The organism is Mycobacterium nebraskense, from assembly GCF_002102255.1.
GTDB lineage: Bacteria > Actinomycetota > Actinomycetes > Mycobacteriales > Mycobacteriaceae > Mycobacterium > Mycobacterium nebraskense.
The window spans coordinates 12,396-27,922 of record NZ_LQPH01000188.1; the positions used below are offsets into that span (position 1 = coordinate 12,396).

Sequence of the window (15,527 nt, forward strand, 5' to 3'; positions counted from 1 at the left end):
ATGGCTGAAGCCAAATCTTTGCCGGTGTTGTTTGTCACCGACACCATCGTGTTGCCCGGAATGGTCGTTCCGATCGCGCTCGACGAGGCCGCGCGGACGGCGATCGACGCCGCCCAGGCCAGTGAATCGGGGCAGCTGCTGATCGCGCCCCGGCTAGACGACCGGTACCCGTCGCACGGTGTGATCGCCAAGATCTTGCAGGTCGGACGCATCGCAGGGGGCGGCACCGCGGCCGTCGTGCGCGGTGAGCGCAGGGCGCAGATCGGGACGGGAGCGTCCGGGCCCGGCGCGGCACTGTGGGTCGAGGTGACCGAAGTCCCCGAGGTCGAGACCACGGACGAAGTCAAGGCGCTGACAGCGGAGTACAGGAAGCTGCTGCTGGCCATGCTGCAACGGCGCGAGGCCTGGGAGATCGTCGACTACGTCAACAGGCTGACCGACCCGTCGGCGTTGGCGGACACCTCGGGATACGCGTCCTACCTGTCCAGCGAGCAGAAGCGGCAACTGGTTGAGACCGAGGATGTCGCCGAGCGGCTGCGCGTGCTGATCGACTGGACCAGCGCCCACCTCGCCGAGGTAGAGGTCAACGACAAGATCGCCGAGGATGTCCGCGAGGGCATGGAGAAGACGCAGAAGGAGTTCCTGCTGCGCCAGCAGCTGGCCGCCATCCGCAAGGAACTCGGTGAGGGCGAGCCCGACGGGTCCGACGACTACCGCGCCCGCGTCGAGGCCGCCGATTTGCCCGAGAACGTGCGCGAGGCCGCGTTGCGGGAGGTCGGCAAGCTGGAACGGTCCAGCGACCAAAGCCCGGAAAGCGGCTGGATACGCACCTGGCTGGACACCGTGCTCGACCTGCCCTGGAACGTCAGGACCGAAGACTCGACCGACCTGAAGGCCGCGCGCGACGTTCTGGACGCCGACCACCACGGCCTCGAGGACGTCAAGGACCGCATCGTCGAATATCTGGCCGTGCGTGCACGCCGTGCCCAGCGTGGGCTGCAGGTCGTCGGCGGCCGCGGCTCGGGCGCGGTGATGGTGCTGGCCGGTCCCCCCGGCGTCGGCAAGACGTCGCTGGGTGAGAGCGTCGCCCGGGCGCTGGGCCGCAAGTTCGTGCGTGTCGCCCTGGGCGGTGTGCGCGACGAGGCCGAGATCCGCGGGCACCGGCGCACCTATGTGGGCGCGCTGCCGGGCCGCATCGTGCGTGCCATCGGTGAGGCGGGGACGATGAACCCCGTCGTGCTGCTGGACGAAATCGACAAGGTCGGTTCCGACTATCGGGGTGACCCGAGCGCGGCGCTGCTGGAGGTCCTCGACCCGGCGCAGAACCACACCTTCCGCGACCACTACCTGGACCTGGATCTGGACCTGTCCGACGTGGTGTTCCTGGCCACCGCCAACGTGATCGAGAACATCCCGTCGGCCCTGCTGGACCGCATGGAACTGGTGCAGATCGACGGCTACACCGAAGACGACAAGGTCGCCATCGCGCGGGACTATCTGCTGCCCCGGCAGCGGGAACGGGCGGCGCTGACCGAGGACGAGGTCGCCCTGACCGATGCCGCGTTGCGCAAGATCGCCGCCGACTACACCCGGGAGCCCGGAGTGCGGCAGTTCGAGCGGCTGTTGGCCAAGGCGCTGCGCAAGGTGACCACCAAGCTGGCGGAAACGTCCGAGCCGATCACCATCGACGAGCCGGACCTAGTCGACTACCTTGGCCGTCCGCGGTTCACGCCGGAATCGGCCGAACGCACGGCGGTACCCGGTGTGGCCACCGGCCTGGCCGTCACCGGCCTGGGCGGCGACGTGCTCTACATCGAAGCCGGCGCTACGGACGGCGAGGCGGGTTTGCAGTTAACCGGCCAGCTGGGTGACGTGATGAAGGAGTCGGCGCAGATCGCGCTGTCCTACGTGCGCTCCCACGCCGACCAGTTGGGTGTCGACCCCAAGGCCCTGGACCGGCGCATCCACGTGCATGTGCCCGCCGGCGCGGTGCCCAAGGATGGCCCGTCGGCAGGTGTCACCATGGTGACCGCCCTGGTGTCGATGGCCACCGGACGTCAGGTGCGATCCGATGTCGGCATGACCGGCGAGGTCACGCTGAACGGCCGGGTGTTGCCGATCGGCGGCGTGAAGCAGAAGCTGCTTGCGGCCCAGCGGGCGGGCCTGTCAACGGTCTTCATCCCGTCGCGCAACGAGCCGGATCTGGATGACGTGCCGGCCGAGGTGCTCGACACGCTGGACGTGCGCCCGATGACCGACGTCGCCGACATCGTCGCGCAGGCCCTTGAACCGGTCGCGCAGACGGTGACGGCCGCGGCCTGATATGTCGACGCCGAGCCTATTCACTGTGTGTCGAGCTATCGGCCCGGCTACCAGCAAGTAAGCCGAAGAGGTTTTCAACGTGCTTGCGTCGGGTAATTGATGGTTGGAGGTTCGACTGCCCGTAAGGGCGATGGGGTGAGCGAATCACCAAGTCAATTGTTTCAGCTGCGTAGGCAGCCAAACTGCTCGACAAGGGGATTCATCATGAAGTTGAACAGAATCGCAGCCGGCGCGGTCATGGCCGGCACCATCACGTCCGCGGCGTTCGGAATCGGCGCCGGTTTGGCGCAAGCCGAGCCGGGTGTGCCGGGGCCCGGCCCGAACATTCCGGGCCCGAATGTGCCGGGTCCGGACCGTGATCTGCCTGGGCACGGGCAGTTGCCCGCACAGGGGTGGCCAATTTGTAACGGCGGACCGGGCGTCAACTGCAACGGACCGGGCACCCCGCTTCCGCCGGGACAGGATCGGTTCCCCCCGCCGGGGCACTACAACGACCCGGGCCGCTACGGACTGCCGGCAACCTGGGTTCCGCCGGTGGGTGACCCCGACGGGACCGCACTTCCGGTCGTATTCAACCCGGATCTGGGCCAGTGGGGCGTCAACACGTCTACTGGTTTCCAGGTGTTCACGCCCGTAGGCGGGACCTCAGGCTCAGGCCAGGTCAGCGGCGGGATCAACCCCGGGACCTAAAGCCGGTACCTGAAAGCCGGAATGTGGCAGCCGCCCCCGAAAGGGGGCGGCTGTTCTCGTCGCACGGTGACAGCGCAAGCAGGCGCGGCGTTGAATAGGTACATGACTCTCAAACGCCAAGTGGTCCACCGTGTGCAACGGCTGCTCGTGAACCCGGTGGGCCGGCAGATGCCCGGGATCATCCTGGAGACCACCGGCCGCAAGAGCGGCAAGCCGCGGCGCACCGCCGTCGGCGGACGCCTGGTCGACAACCAGTTCTGGATGGTCTCCGAACACGGCGAACACTCGGACTACGTCCGCAATATCAAGGCCAATCCCGCCGTTCGGGTGCGCATCGGCGGTCAGTGGCGCAGCGGCACCGCGCAGCTGCTGCCCGACGACGACCCGCTGCAGCGGCTCGGCGAGCTCCCGCGGCTCAACAGCGCGGTGGTGCGCCTGATGGGCAGCGACTTGCTGACCATTCGGGTCGATCTGGACTGACGCGCCGCGCATGGCCTACGACGAAGACCTGGCCAATGAAATCCGCGAACTTGTCGCCTCCGAGCGCGGCGTGGAAGAGAAACGCATGTTCGGCGGTCTCGCGTTCCTGGTCAACGGCAACATGTCCGTGGCCGTCAGCCGGCAGGGCGGCCTGCTGGTCCGGGTGCCCGCGGCCGACCTCGACAAAATGCTGCAGCGCCCCCACGTCAGCCCCATGGCGATGGCAGGCCGTGACGTGCGTGGCTGGGTACGGGTGGACGCCGCCGGAGTGCGGACAAAACGCCAGCTCCAAAGTTGGGTGACGCGCGGTGTCGGCTACGCGCGCAGCCTGCCGGCCAAGTGACCGGCCCGGTTTGCTGGGACTCGCCGTGGATAGGTGATCAGGTATGTCCACACGTGAGCAACTGGTGCGACGGCTGCTTGACGTTGCCGGGACCACCTATGCCGCCGAGGCGCGAATCAAGCTCAGCGACAAGCCGATGCCGCTGTTTCAACTGCTGGTCATCTGCATGCTGGCCAGCAAGCCGATCGACGCCGCCATCGCGATGCGCGCCGGGAGTGAACTGTTCAAGGCGGGCCTGCGCACACCCAATGCGCTGCTGGCCGCGGATCGGCAGACCATGATCGACGCCTTCGGCCGCGCCCACTACGTGCGCTACGACGAAAGCTCGGCCACCCGGCTCACCGACATCGCCGAACGGGTGCGCGACGAATATTCAGGCGATCTGCGGGAGCTCGCCGATCGCAGTCGGCACGACGTCGCCGCGGCGAAGCGTTTGCTCAAGCAGTTCAAGGGAATTGGGGATACCGGCGCCGACATCTACCTGCGCGAGGTGCAAGACGTGTGGAGCTGGGTGCGGCCCTATTTCGACGACCGCGCCACCGAAGCGGCCAAGCAACTGGGCCTGCCCACGCAGCCGAAAAAGCTGGGAGCCCTTGCGCCGCAGGGCAATGCCCGGCTGGCCGCCGCGCTCATCCGGATGTCGCTGGACGACGACGTGCGGCGGCAGGTGAGCGGTTGACCGTACGGATCGGTACCTCCGGGTGGTCCTACAACCATTGGGCGGACGTGCTGTACCCACCCGGCCTGCCCGCCGCGCGCAGGCTGGCCCGCTACGTCGAGGTGTTCGACACCGTCGAGTTGAATGCGAGTTTCTACCGCTGGCCCAAGGATTCGACGTTCGCCGGATGGCGCGACCAACTGCCGGATGGCTTCAAGATGTCGGTCAAGGCGCACCGGGGACTGACCCATTATCGCCGCCTGGCATCCGCCGGGCCGTGGATCGAGCGCTTCGAGCGCTGCTGGGAACTCCTGGGTGATCGCCGCGGGGTGCTGCTGGTTCAACTGCACCCCGAGCAGCAGCGCGACGACGCGCGCCTGGATGCTTTCCTGGGCAGCGTACCGGAGTGGATCCGGGTGGCCGTCGAGCTGCGCCATCCGTCCTGGAACGACGCGGGCGTCTACGACCTGCTGGAACGCCGCCGCGCCGCCTACGTGGTGATGAGCGGCGCCGGACTGGCCTGCGTGCCGCGGGCGACCACCGATCTGGCGTACGTCCGCATGCACGGTCCCGATCAGGACGCGATCTATGCGGGCTGCTATTCGAATGACGAGCTGCGGCGGTGGGCCGACCGGATCGTCGCGTGGCAGAGCGACGGCAAGGACGTGTGGATGTATTTCAACAACGACCTGGGCGGCCACGCGGTGCGCAACGCGCTGACATTGCAAGAACTTTTGCGATAGGCGGGGCCGAGTAGGCTGGGGATGTCGACGACGGAACGGAGTGACAATCATGGCCCGCTCTATCAGATTCGTCATCATCGGCGGCGGGCTTGCTGGAGCAAAAGCGGTGGAAGCATTGCGCGACGGCGGATTTGACGGGCAAATCACCTTATTCGCCGAAGAGGAACATCTGCCCTACGAGCGGCCTCCGCTTTCCAAGGAGTACCTGGCTGGAAAGAAGGCCCTGAGCGATTTCACCGTGCAGAACTCCGACTGGTACCACGACCACGATGTCGACCTGAGACTCGGTGCGCGGGTGTCGGCCTTGAACCCAGGCGAACATGCCGTCGCGCTCCCCGACGGCACCACAGTGCGGTACGAGAAACTGCTGCTGGCGACGGGATCGGCCTCCCGGCGCCCGCCGATACCGGGGGCCGGCGCCGACGCTGTCCACTATCTGCGCACCTACGACGATGCTGTGGCCCTGAATTCTGTTCTCACGGAAGGGTCTTCGCTGGCGGTGGTGGGAGCCGGGTGGATCGGCCTGGAGGTGGCCGCCGCTGCCCGCCAGCGTGGCGTCGACGTGACCGTCGTCGAGACGGCCAAACAACCGCTGGTGGCCGCGCTCGGCGAAGCGGCGGGCGAAGTGTTCGCCAGACTGCATCGCGATCACGGGGTGGACTTGCGGCTCGAGGCGCAGGTGGAGGAGATCATGACGACCGGCGGTAAAGCCACCGGACTGAAAATGCGTGATGGGTCGACGGTTGCCGCTGATGCGGTGTTGGTGGCCGTCGGCGCCAAGCCGAACGTCGAACTCGCCGAACAGGCCGGGCTCGCCGTCGGCGACGGTGGTGTGCTGGTCGATGCGTCACTGCGGACGAGCGATCCTGACATCTATGCGGTTGGCGACATCGCCGCCGCAGAACACCCCCTGCTTGGCGGCCGGATCCGCACCGAGCACTGGGCCAATGCGCTCAAGCAGCCCGCGGTGGCGGCGGCCGGGATGCTAGGCAAGCCGGGCGAATACGTTGAGCTGCCCTATTTCTTCACCGACCAATACGACCTCGGAATGGAGTACGTCGGGCACGCGCCCGGCTTTGAGCGCGTGGTGTTCCGGGGTGACGTTGCCAAACGTGAATTCGTCGCGTTTTGGCTCGACGGCGACAACCGGGTGCTGGCCGGGATGAACGTCAACATCTGGGATGTGCTCGACGACGTCAAAGCGCTGATCAGATCCAGGACTTCCGTCGACCCCGACAAGCTGGCCGATCCTGAGTTCCCGCTGGCGGAGCTATTGGGCTGACGCTTCGACGGGAGTCCACGTCCCGTCGATGACGTCGGGCGGGCGCTGCACCTGCAACCGTTCCCGTTCGGTGCGGCGGCGTTTGATCCGCAGCCGGGCGTCGCCCGGCATGGTGACCAGCTCGTCGGACGTCAGGTAGTACACGTCCTCGACGACGTCGATCAGGTCCGCCGCGGCTCGACGGGATCCCAGTTCCCGCAACGTCATCCGGAGTTGATGGGTGAACTGCAACGTCGTGTCGTGGGCGAGCTCACGGGAATCGCGAGCGTTGGTGGCCAGCCGCTGGGCCAGCGTCGCCTGCGGCGGCTCCGTCGACGCGGCGGCCACGGCGACTTCCCCGGCCGCCGCCAGCAGCATCGCCGGGTTGTCGGCGTATGTCTGGCTGGCCAGCTCGGCTTCCCCGGGGCCACGGTGCGCTATGCGGGCCACGGCGGCATCCACGGCGGCGGCGGTGGTGGGCGACAAAGCACGGATGCTGGCGAGGTTGCCTTCCTGGGCCAGCGCACACAGCGGCGGGTCTGCCCGCAGCACTGCGGCCAGCCGGGCGGTCTCGGCCGCGACGCGGGTGCTGTCCATGATCATTTCCACACCGGGCACGCGGCGCGCCGCCTTGCCGTGCTCCAGCGCCGCCGCGGTCACCCCGGTGTCGATCAGCCACAACGCGGTGAGGATCCAGCCTTGGTGAATGCGGTCCCGCAGCAAGCGAATCCGGACTTCGAGGCCGGCGTCGGGCAGGGACGCCAGCTGTGCGGCGTCGAGCTGTTCCCTTTCGGCGGCTGCGCTGTACGCCCGCGTGTCGGACTTGAGATGACGCAGCAGGGCCAGCGACCGTCCCGCGACGACGGCTTTGGCGATGGACCCCAGGGCCCCACCCGCCAATGCGGGCTCACCGAACGGGAGGGGGTCTCCGACGTGTGGCCGGCCGACCAGCGCGTTGCGGGCGACGGCGTCCTGATCCCAGCCGGGCAGCTGCGCCGCGGCGACCATGTTGACCGACACCCCGACGTAGGGCCGATGACCGAACACGGCGATGGCCCTGTTCCCCCACTCGTCGCCTGCCACGCCGCCGAGCGCCAGCACGTGACTCAGCACCCGGTTCGCCGTTCGCAATCCGCTGAGCTGGACGTCCAGCGTGATGGGGGTGAGCGGCCCGGGCAACGCCTCGGCGAGCTTGCCCGCACTGAAAATCGGGAAGCGGGGGTCGATCCGGTCGTCGAATTCGCCCTCGACACCCTCCGCTGCCGCGCTGTGCTCCTCGCCGGAAGGTTGGGAGCGTGGGGCGACCTCGACCGGGAGCGCCAGTTGGCGCCCGTGGCCGGTGGCGCCAGCAGCGGCGATCCGGCGGCCGACCAGGCCGCGGGCGGTGTCGGCTACCGCTTCGAGCGCCTGCCAGCCGAACTCGAAAGACCAATCCTCTTGTGCCGCCGCGATATCCATGTCCGGTATGAGCTGGGGCCAGCTGCGCACCCGATTCAGTCGGGACCGCGGGTCGGCGGATCGCAGCATCCGCCACGCGGTGACCACGTTGACGGTGTCCGGGGAGGCGAGGTCCACCACGCCCGCGCGGTCGGCGTTCACCGACGAAACCAGGAAGCGGACCAGGTCGTCGACGTGCAGCACCCGCATCGGCTCCGCCGAAACCTTGGCGCGCAGCAGCGTCGCCACGGTCCGGCACACCATCCAGTCGAGCTGACGACCGACCGGCGGGGCGATGCGGACTACCAGGCTGGGCCCCCAACTCGTGGACACCAGTTCCTCGGCCGGCCGGTACACCTCGGGCCGCCCCGCGGCCTGGGACACGAACAGCAGCCGGGCGCCGGCGCGGGCGGCCACATCGGTCACATGCGCGAGGCCGTCGATATCGGCGCTGCCGGGCGCTGTGGTGTCGATCGGGGCCAGGTGGATCACCGCGTCGGCTTCTTCGGTGAGCTCCCGCAGGACGGGGTTGCGCAGCGATGCGCAAACAAAGTCGACGTTGCGGTCCAGGCAGGGATGCGGGCTATCAGCAATGCCGGTGACCGTGTGCCCGGCAGCGATCAACTGTCGTGCGACCAGCCGCCCGAGTGCGCCGGTGGCGTCGGTAACCAGGATCTGCACCTGGGGCTCACCTCCCCCGACCTCAAAACTAAACAATAGGCAAGACGGCATGACCTAGCGACCGTTACTGGGGAAACGGCACCCTGGGCTGGTGGGATGGCTCCGGCCGGGTTATTGCAGCGCGCCGCTGCCGTCGGCGGCGACGGCAACCTTGGCGCCGCCGATGTCTTCACGCACAGTTGCCTGCGCCGCGGCGCTGTCGGCGATCACGGCCAGGGTGCGCGACCCGTCGGGCGTGCGCACGGCCAGGAAGGCCTTTTCCGGTCGTCCCTCGCGGTCGAACGGCGTCGTCCACGCTTCGACCGTGCCGACGCCTTCCCACTCCACCAAGCCATCCCGGGTGGGCTCCCGGTCGACGGCCGGTTGCACGTCTTCCCAACGGAATTCGGCGGGCGGCTCGGTGCTGTACACGCCGAAGCTGTGCTTGGTCAGATAGCCGCCGTTGGCGGTGATCAGGCCGCGCCGCCCGGGGTTGGCCGCCAGCAACTCCGCCATGGTGGCGATGGAGTGCATCACGTAGTTGCTCCACGGGCCGCCTGCGAACGTCAGCCCCCCGGTGACGGTGAGCGGGCGGGCGGAATCGTCGACCGGCAGGCCGAGTTCGGCCGCGGCCACCTGAACGGCCGACGGAAAGCAGGAGTACAGGTCGACGTAGTCGACGTCGTCGATGCCGAGGCCCGCCAGCTCCAGCGCCCGGCCACCGGCGATCCGGATGGCCGGAGAGCGGTGCAGCTCGTCACGCTCGGCGATGGCGGAGGTGTCATGCGCGTCGGTGCCCGCATGCGGGTAGATCCAGCGGTCGGCGGGGACTTGCAGGCGCCTCGCCTGCTCCACCGAGGTCACGACGAGCGCGGCGCCCTGGTCGACCATGTTGTTGGAGTTCATCAGCTTGGTGTACGGCCAGCTGATCATCCGGTTCTGCGGGCCGGGCTCGCAGATCTCCTCGGCGGTCACCGGTTTGCGGATCCATGCGTGCGGATTGGCGACCGCGACGGCGTTGAAGCGGGCCCACAGTTCGCCGATGCGGTTGCGGTGATGCTCGACCGACTCGCCGTTCGCAATCCGCAGCGCCTGCTCGAACAGCGGGTAGACGTAGGCCGGTCGGTCCAGCCCGATCCTGATCTCCGCGTCGCCGGCCATCTGGACGTCGTCGCCGCTGACCTCGGCCATCGGGACGGAGGCGTCCTGAACGGTCCACTCGAGTTTGCCGCCTTTGGCCCGCAGACCCCTGCGGGTGCGCCAGGTCTCGGCCCCCGCCAGCAACACCACCTGAGCCCGGCCCCGCTGGATGTCCAGGCACGCCTGGTTGACCAGCGACTGCGGCACATTGCCGCCAACGGGGCTGTACAGCGTGATGAAGTCGCTTGCGCCGATCCGCTGGCCTAGCAGCAGCCCGGGATCCCGGTAGTGCGCCGACAGGATGTTCACCACCCGGATGGAATCCACGGCCTCGATCACCCGCGAATCGGCGGCCTGCCGGGCCGCGGCCGCCATCAGGTCTATCGGCTCGACGGACCGCTTCTCCGGATCGATCTCGTCGCGGTGGTTGACCTGGCCGTAGCCGATCAACACCGGTGTCCTGGGGTCCACGGTCATACGACGAATTTAGCGTGGCTATCAATCCGCACGGTCGTGCGGGCCGGATTCGCCGCGCCTCAGGGCGGCCCGAACAGCACGCCCTCGGCGATCAGCCGGTCGATCTCCTGGGGGCTCATGCCGAGCAGCCCCCGGCAGACCTCGACGGTGTCCTGGCCCGGCAGTGGCGCCGGGCGCTGTGCGGCCCGCGGGATGTGCTGGAACGGCGCCGGGCCCGTCTCCGCCGGCAGCGGACGTTCGACCAGTGGATGCACCATCTCGGAATACAGTTTCCGCTCGACCAGCTGCGGGTCCTCCAAGATGTCCGGCGGCCGGTTCATCGGTCCGGCGGCAACTCCGGAGGATTGCAGCAGTTGGGCGGCCCGCGCCGGGGTGCGCGTCCGGGTCCAGGCCGACACCAACTCCACCAACTCTCGCCGGTTCGCCAGCCGCGCCTCGCCGGTGGCGAAGCGCGGGTCGTCGGCCCATTCCGGGTGATGGAAAACGCCTGCAGCGCAACGCCATTCCTCGTCTGAACCGATCGAGATGACGCACCATTCGTCGTCGCCCGCGCACGGGTAAACGGCGTGCAGGCTGGTGTCTTCGGAGATTCTCGGCACGCCCGCGGCCAGCGCGGCCTGGGTGACGTACAAGGTGTCGAGTTGATTGATCACGACCTCGGCCTGCGAGATGTGCACGTGCGACCCGCCACCCGTTCGGTGGCGGTGGATCAGCGCGGCCAGCGCCGCGATGGCGGTGATCCGCCCGACCACGTGGTCGGGAAAGATCGTGGTCGCGTCGTAAAAGGCGTGCCGCGCGGCGCCATCGTGGTTCTCCGGATCGTCGCTCGTCCACAGCCGGGTGACACCGGTCGCGGCGCGGACCAGCGGCCCGTAGCCCAGCCGGGTGCTCCACGGGCCTTGGTCGCCGTATGCGCTGCTCTCGGCGAGCACGATCCGCGGGTTGACGGCACGCAATTGGTCGTAGGAAAAGCCAAGCGCGGTAAGCGTTCCCGGCTTGAAGTTGGCAAACACGGCGTCGGACTCCGCGACCAGCCGAGTGAAGATCTCCTTGCCAGTGCCGCTGCGCAGATCAAGGCCCATCGCCAGGTTGTTGCGATGCGTCCACGCGAACGACTCGCTCATGGCCTCGCCGACGCGGGCCTGCCGCAGTCCGTCCGGGTACTCGGCGCTTTCGATCTTGATGACCTCGGCGCCCATGTCGCCAAACAGCCGGCTCAGCTCGCCGCCGGCAACGATGATGCCCAGATCCAGGATGCGAAGTCCCGCAAACGGATACTCGCCGACGCGGCCCGACGGCGAGGACACCACCGCCGGATTTCCGCGCCAGCCCGGTCCGTCCTGCCCCGCGGCGGGGGCCGGGCTGCGGAAGCCCGCGTGCCGCCCGTCGACGACGAAATAGCCGGTCGGCACGCTCGTTCGCGCGCCCGGGACAAGCTCGGCGTCGGTGATCGCGCCCACCGCCTGGAAATGCTCGGAACCCATCGCCCACGACGGCGTCAGCACGGCGGCGATCGGCACACCGTGGGCCTGCCCCGCCGTCACCAGATCCTTCATGGTCTGCCCGGCGAACAGTGCCTGGACCAACTCGCTGATCTGCGGCCAGGCGGCGAAGCGCGCGCCGATCACATCGTATTTGGGGTCTTGGAAATCGTCCGGCTCGCCCAGCCAGCGCCGCAGACCACGCCATTGGCGCGGCGCCATGACGCAGAGCCGGACGTAGCCGTCCTTGCACTCATAGATCGGGTAGCCGTCCTGGTTCTTCGGCCGCCCCCGCCACTGCCCGGTGCGGCGGATTCCGGCGGCGACCTGCCCGTGCGCGCCGAACGCCGGGTCGAGCGACATGACCACGGCGTCGAATCGCGAAAAGTCGATGTATTCGCCGGTGCCGCAACGCAATCGGTTGTAGTACGCAACGAGGGCTGCCCACGCCGCCTGGGCGGCGGCGGTGGCCGACGCGATACCGCCCGGTGGCAGCACCGGGGCGCCGGTGGTGGGACCGGATCGCGACAACGAGCCGCACATCGCGTACAACACGGGATCGGTCGCCCGCCACAACGACCGCGGGCCCGTCGCACCGAAGTCGGTGATCGACAGCACCACCAGATGCGGGTGCTGGGCGGCCAACTCCTCGACCGACGTGCCGAAGGTGGGGGCCTCCCCGTAGAAGCCGTCGTCGACGACGATGTCGGCCTGCGCGGCCAGATCGAGGAACACGGCGCAGTCGTCCTCGTCGAACGGGTCCAGCACCACGCTGCGCTTGTTGGCGTTGCGTAGAGCAAACGGAATGCTGGCACCGGCCAGCGTCGGCGGGGCATCGCGCGCCGGGCTTCCGCTCGGAGGTTCGACTTTGAGCACGTCGGCGCCCAAGTCGGCGAACAGCCGCGTCACCGCGTCGCCGTTACCGCTCGACAAGTCGAGGACGCGCACGGCGTCGAGCAAGCCGTCGGACATCAGCACACCGTACCCGCAGGTGCGGGGTCCGGCCGGGGCTACGGTGGCCCCACCAGCCAAAGAGCCAACTGGGCAAGCTGATTGGGTGGGCGGACCCGCTGTCGGCTATCGTCACAGGCCGATTGGCCAGGCCGTATCTGCCGACACGATCCGACGGAGGCACCCAACGTGAGCGCGCACTTGACCTACATCGAGGCCGTGGTGGTTGGCGCGTTCCAGGGCGTCACCGAGCTGTTCCCGGTTTCCAGCCTCGGGCACGCGGTGTTGGTGCCCGCGGTGGTCGGCGGTCGATGGGCCCAGGACCTGAGCATCTCCGCTCCCGAATCGCCCTACCTCGCGTTCATCGTCGGCCTGCACGTGGCCACCGCCGCCGCCCTGCTGGTCTTCTTCTGGCGGGACTGGCTGCGCATCGTGGCCGGATTTGTGTCTTCATTGCGGTATCGCCGAATTGAGACTCTCGACGAGCGGCTCGCCTGGCTGATCGTGGGGGCCACCATCCCGGTGGGGCTGGCCGGGCTGGTCCTGGAACGGACTTTCCGCACCACACTAGGCAAGCCCGTCCCGGCGGCGATTTTCCTGCTGCTCAACGGCATTGCCCTTTACGCGGGCGAGGTGCTTCGCCGGCGTGTTGCACCCGGTCCCGACCAGAACCAGCCGGCCGAGGAACAGCCCGCGCACACCGGTGAGGCCGTCGACAATCGCCTGGCCCAACTCCCCCTGCGCCGCGGCATCTTGATCGGCGCCGCGCAGATCCTGGCGCTGCTGCCCGGAATCAGCCGCTCGGGCATCACCATGGTGGCCGGCCTGTGGCGCGGCTTGTCCCACGAGGACGCCGCCCGGTTCTCCTTCTTGTTGGCGACACCGATCATCCTGGCCGCCGGCGTGTACAAAATCCCCGAACTCTTCGGCCCCCGCGCCACCGGAATCCACGGCCAGGTGCTGGCCGGCAGCGTCGCCTCCTTCGTCGCCGCCTACCTCGCGGTGAAGTTTCTGACGCGGTACTTCCAGACCCGCACCCTGACACCGTTCGCCATCTACTGCGGGCTGGCCGGCGGAGCCAGCCTGGTGTGGCTCGCCGTCAGCTGAAGAGCAGTCGCGTACACGATTGCGGTGAAATCACGTCACCGACTCGGTCACCAAATGGCAACTGCTGGGTATCGGTTCACGCAACAGCGCATGCGCGCAGCGTGGCGTAGCCCACCATCGACGGAGCAATGCGCGGCATCTCAACTACAGAGGTGAGGCCTGAATGTCGCCTTTGTCGTGTGGCTGGTGCCGCCGTCGGGGCTGCCCTGCTGGTGCGGTCGACGTTCACCGCACCCAGAGCGACCGCCGCCGCCACGATGAGCCCGAATCTGTTGGTCAACCCGGGCGCCGAGCTCGGCGACCCGCCATTGTCGGCATACAGCGGGGTCACGATACCGGGCTGGACCGTGACCGGCACGCCGACGGTGATCAAATACAACACCTTGGTCCGGCTGCCCTCGCCGCTCGGGTCGCCGGGCCCCGACCATGCCGAAGTTCCTGGCCTTTCCGTCCGCCCAGCACGGCCCACCCGACGGCGGCGTGCAGTACTTCGGCGGTGGCAACGTGGCGACGTCCACCATCACCCAAGTCGTCGACCTCAGCGGTGCGGCGGCGGCCATCGATACCGGCACGGTGCCCTACACGCTCAGCGGCTGGCTCGGCGGCAGCAGGCTGGAACTGTCCGAGGCGTCGGCCACCGTCGACTTCCTAGCTGCCAGCCAATTGCCTTTGGGCACAGGCAAAATCGGGCCGGTCTCGATACTGCAGCGCGGATTCCAAACCGAGTTGTTCGAACGCGACACCACCGGGACGATTCCGGCGGGCACCCGCAGCGCACGCGTCACCGTGACCTTCAAGGACACCCACTGGGCGGGCGGCACCTACAACCACTCGTACGCCGACAACCTCTCCTTCACCATCGGTGCCCCCTTGCCCAACCCGCCGCTCCCCACGCCACCCGCATCGACCGTCGGCCCACTCGATCACGTGTTCCTGGTCTACATGGAGAACCACGGCGTGAAAGACGTTGTGGGCAGCCCCAATGCGCCATACATCAACAGCCTGATCGACTCCTACGGATATGGGTCCAACTACTTCGCGCTGACCCACCCGAGCCTGCCGAATTACTACCCGATCCTGGGGGGATCCGACTTCGGCGCCATCTACAACTGCGAAATGAACTGCTGCGACGCGCCGAACCTGGCCGACTCCCTCGAGGCAACCGGCAAGACCTGGGCCGGCTACGAGCAGAGCATGCCCGCCCCGTGCGCTACCCCGTCGAGCGGTCCCTACACCCCAGGGGAACTTCCCTTTCTCGCCTTCCACGACATCGTCTCCAAAACCGCCCGCTGCAAGTCCCACGTGCTGCCGCTGACGCGGATGGCCACGGATCTCGCCTCGGCCAACACCACCCCGAACTTCGTGTGGTTCGCCGCAGACGAGAACAACAACATGGAAGGCCCGATCAACCTCCGCTTCGTCGGCAGCGAGCTCACGTCTCATCAATACAACATCAAGGCCGGCGACCAGTTTCTGCAGCAGGTGTTACCGACGATTGTGAATTCGCCCGCCTTCCAGACGCAACGCAGCGCCATCTTCATCACGTGGGACGAGGACTTCAACAACCTGTCGTTGACCATCGGCAATGAAGGCAACCACATCCCGATGATCGTCATCCCGTCGCCGAATTCCGGTATGCACCAAAGCCATTTGGTGGCTGCCGCCCACAACGACCATTACAGCTTGCTGCGCACCATCGAGGACTCTTTTCAACTTCCCCGCCTCACCAACAACGACAAATTCGCCCAACCGCTGAACGAATATTGGACGCCATAGG

General features: G+C 67.8%; 12 protein-coding genes. 9 read left to right on the forward strand and 3 right to left on the reverse strand.

The features are described 5' to 3' along the window. From lon to AWC17_RS31095, 7 genes are all read left to right on the forward strand, one after another. Entirely contained in the window at window positions 1-2,322 is a 2,322-nt protein-coding gene (gene lon, locus AWC17_RS31065) for an endopeptidase La (protein WP_046182622.1), read from the forward strand. 204 nt (window positions 2,323-2,526) lie between these two features. Next, window positions 2,527-3,012, forward strand: a complete 486-nt coding sequence (locus AWC17_RS33760) for a hypothetical protein (RefSeq protein ID WP_231588382.1) — start codon at window positions 2,527-2,529, stop codon at window positions 3,010-3,012. 90 nt (window positions 3,013-3,102) lie between these two features. Then, on the forward strand, window positions 3,103-3,492 hold the full coding sequence (locus tag AWC17_RS31075; RefSeq protein WP_141224870.1) for a nitroreductase family deazaflavin-dependent oxidoreductase: 390 nt from the start codon (window positions 3,103-3,105) through the stop codon (window positions 3,490-3,492). 10 nt (window positions 3,493-3,502) lie between these two features. Beyond that, window positions 3,503-3,835: a TfoX/Sxy family protein gene (locus tag AWC17_RS31080; protein ID WP_046182624.1), complete on the forward strand. Its 333-nt coding sequence runs from the start codon at window positions 3,503-3,505 to the stop codon at window positions 3,833-3,835. Between the two features lie 43 nt (window positions 3,836-3,878). Next, window positions 3,879-4,514 carry an endonuclease gene (locus AWC17_RS31085; protein ID WP_046182625.1) on the forward strand — a complete coding sequence of 212 codons (636 nt, stop codon included), beginning with the start codon at window positions 3,879-3,881 and terminating at the stop codon, window positions 4,512-4,514. Next, window positions 4,511-5,236, forward strand: a complete 726-nt coding sequence (locus AWC17_RS31090; RefSeq protein WP_046182626.1) for a DUF72 domain-containing protein — start codon at window positions 4,511-4,513, stop codon at window positions 5,234-5,236. The genes AWC17_RS31085 and AWC17_RS31090 overlap by 4 nt, the downstream gene beginning before the upstream one ends. A 49-nt stretch (window positions 5,237-5,285) precedes the next feature. Continuing rightward, window positions 5,286-6,518, forward strand: coding sequence for an NAD(P)/FAD-dependent oxidoreductase (locus AWC17_RS31095; RefSeq protein WP_046182636.1), 1,233 nt, complete (start codon window positions 5,286-5,288; stop codon window positions 6,516-6,518). Here AWC17_RS31095 and AWC17_RS31100 read toward each other — a convergent pair. The 3 genes from AWC17_RS31100 to AWC17_RS31110 all read right to left on the reverse strand — a co-directional run bounded on the left by AWC17_RS31100 (window position 6,507) and on the right by AWC17_RS31110 (window position 12,664). After that, complete coding sequence (locus AWC17_RS31100; protein ID WP_046182627.1) at window positions 6,507-8,615, reverse strand: NAD(P)H-binding protein; 2,109 nt, start codon at window positions 8,613-8,615, stop codon at window positions 6,507-6,509. The two genes, AWC17_RS31095 and AWC17_RS31100, sit on opposite strands and share 12 nt — an antisense overlap. 111 nt (window positions 8,616-8,726) lie before the next feature. Continuing rightward, window positions 8,727-10,211: an acetyl-CoA acetyltransferase gene (locus AWC17_RS31105; RefSeq protein ID WP_046182628.1), complete on the reverse strand. Its 1,485-nt coding sequence runs from the start codon at window positions 10,209-10,211 to the stop codon at window positions 8,727-8,729. 59 nt (window positions 10,212-10,270) lie between these two features. Continuing rightward, window positions 10,271-12,664 carry a CoA transferase gene (locus AWC17_RS31110; RefSeq protein ID WP_414738866.1) on the reverse strand — a complete coding sequence of 798 codons (2,394 nt, stop codon included), beginning with the start codon at window positions 12,662-12,664 and terminating at the stop codon, window positions 10,271-10,273. 168 nt (window positions 12,665-12,832) lie between these two features. Here AWC17_RS31110 and AWC17_RS31115 point away from each other — a divergent pair, with 168 nt between their 5' ends. Together AWC17_RS31115 and AWC17_RS31120 are read left to right on the forward strand one after the other, a co-directional pair. After that, window positions 12,833-13,750 (forward strand): undecaprenyl-diphosphate phosphatase, encoded by a 918-nt coding sequence (locus tag AWC17_RS31115; RefSeq protein WP_046182630.1) that lies wholly within the window; start codon window positions 12,833-12,835, stop codon window positions 13,748-13,750. A gap of 426 nt (window positions 13,751-14,176) precedes the next feature. After that, a complete protein-coding gene (locus tag AWC17_RS31120) occupies window positions 14,177-15,526 on the forward strand; it encodes an alkaline phosphatase family protein (protein ID WP_231588383.1) in 1,350 nt (449 codons plus the stop codon). The last annotated feature ends 1 nt before the right edge of the window (window position 15,527 follow it).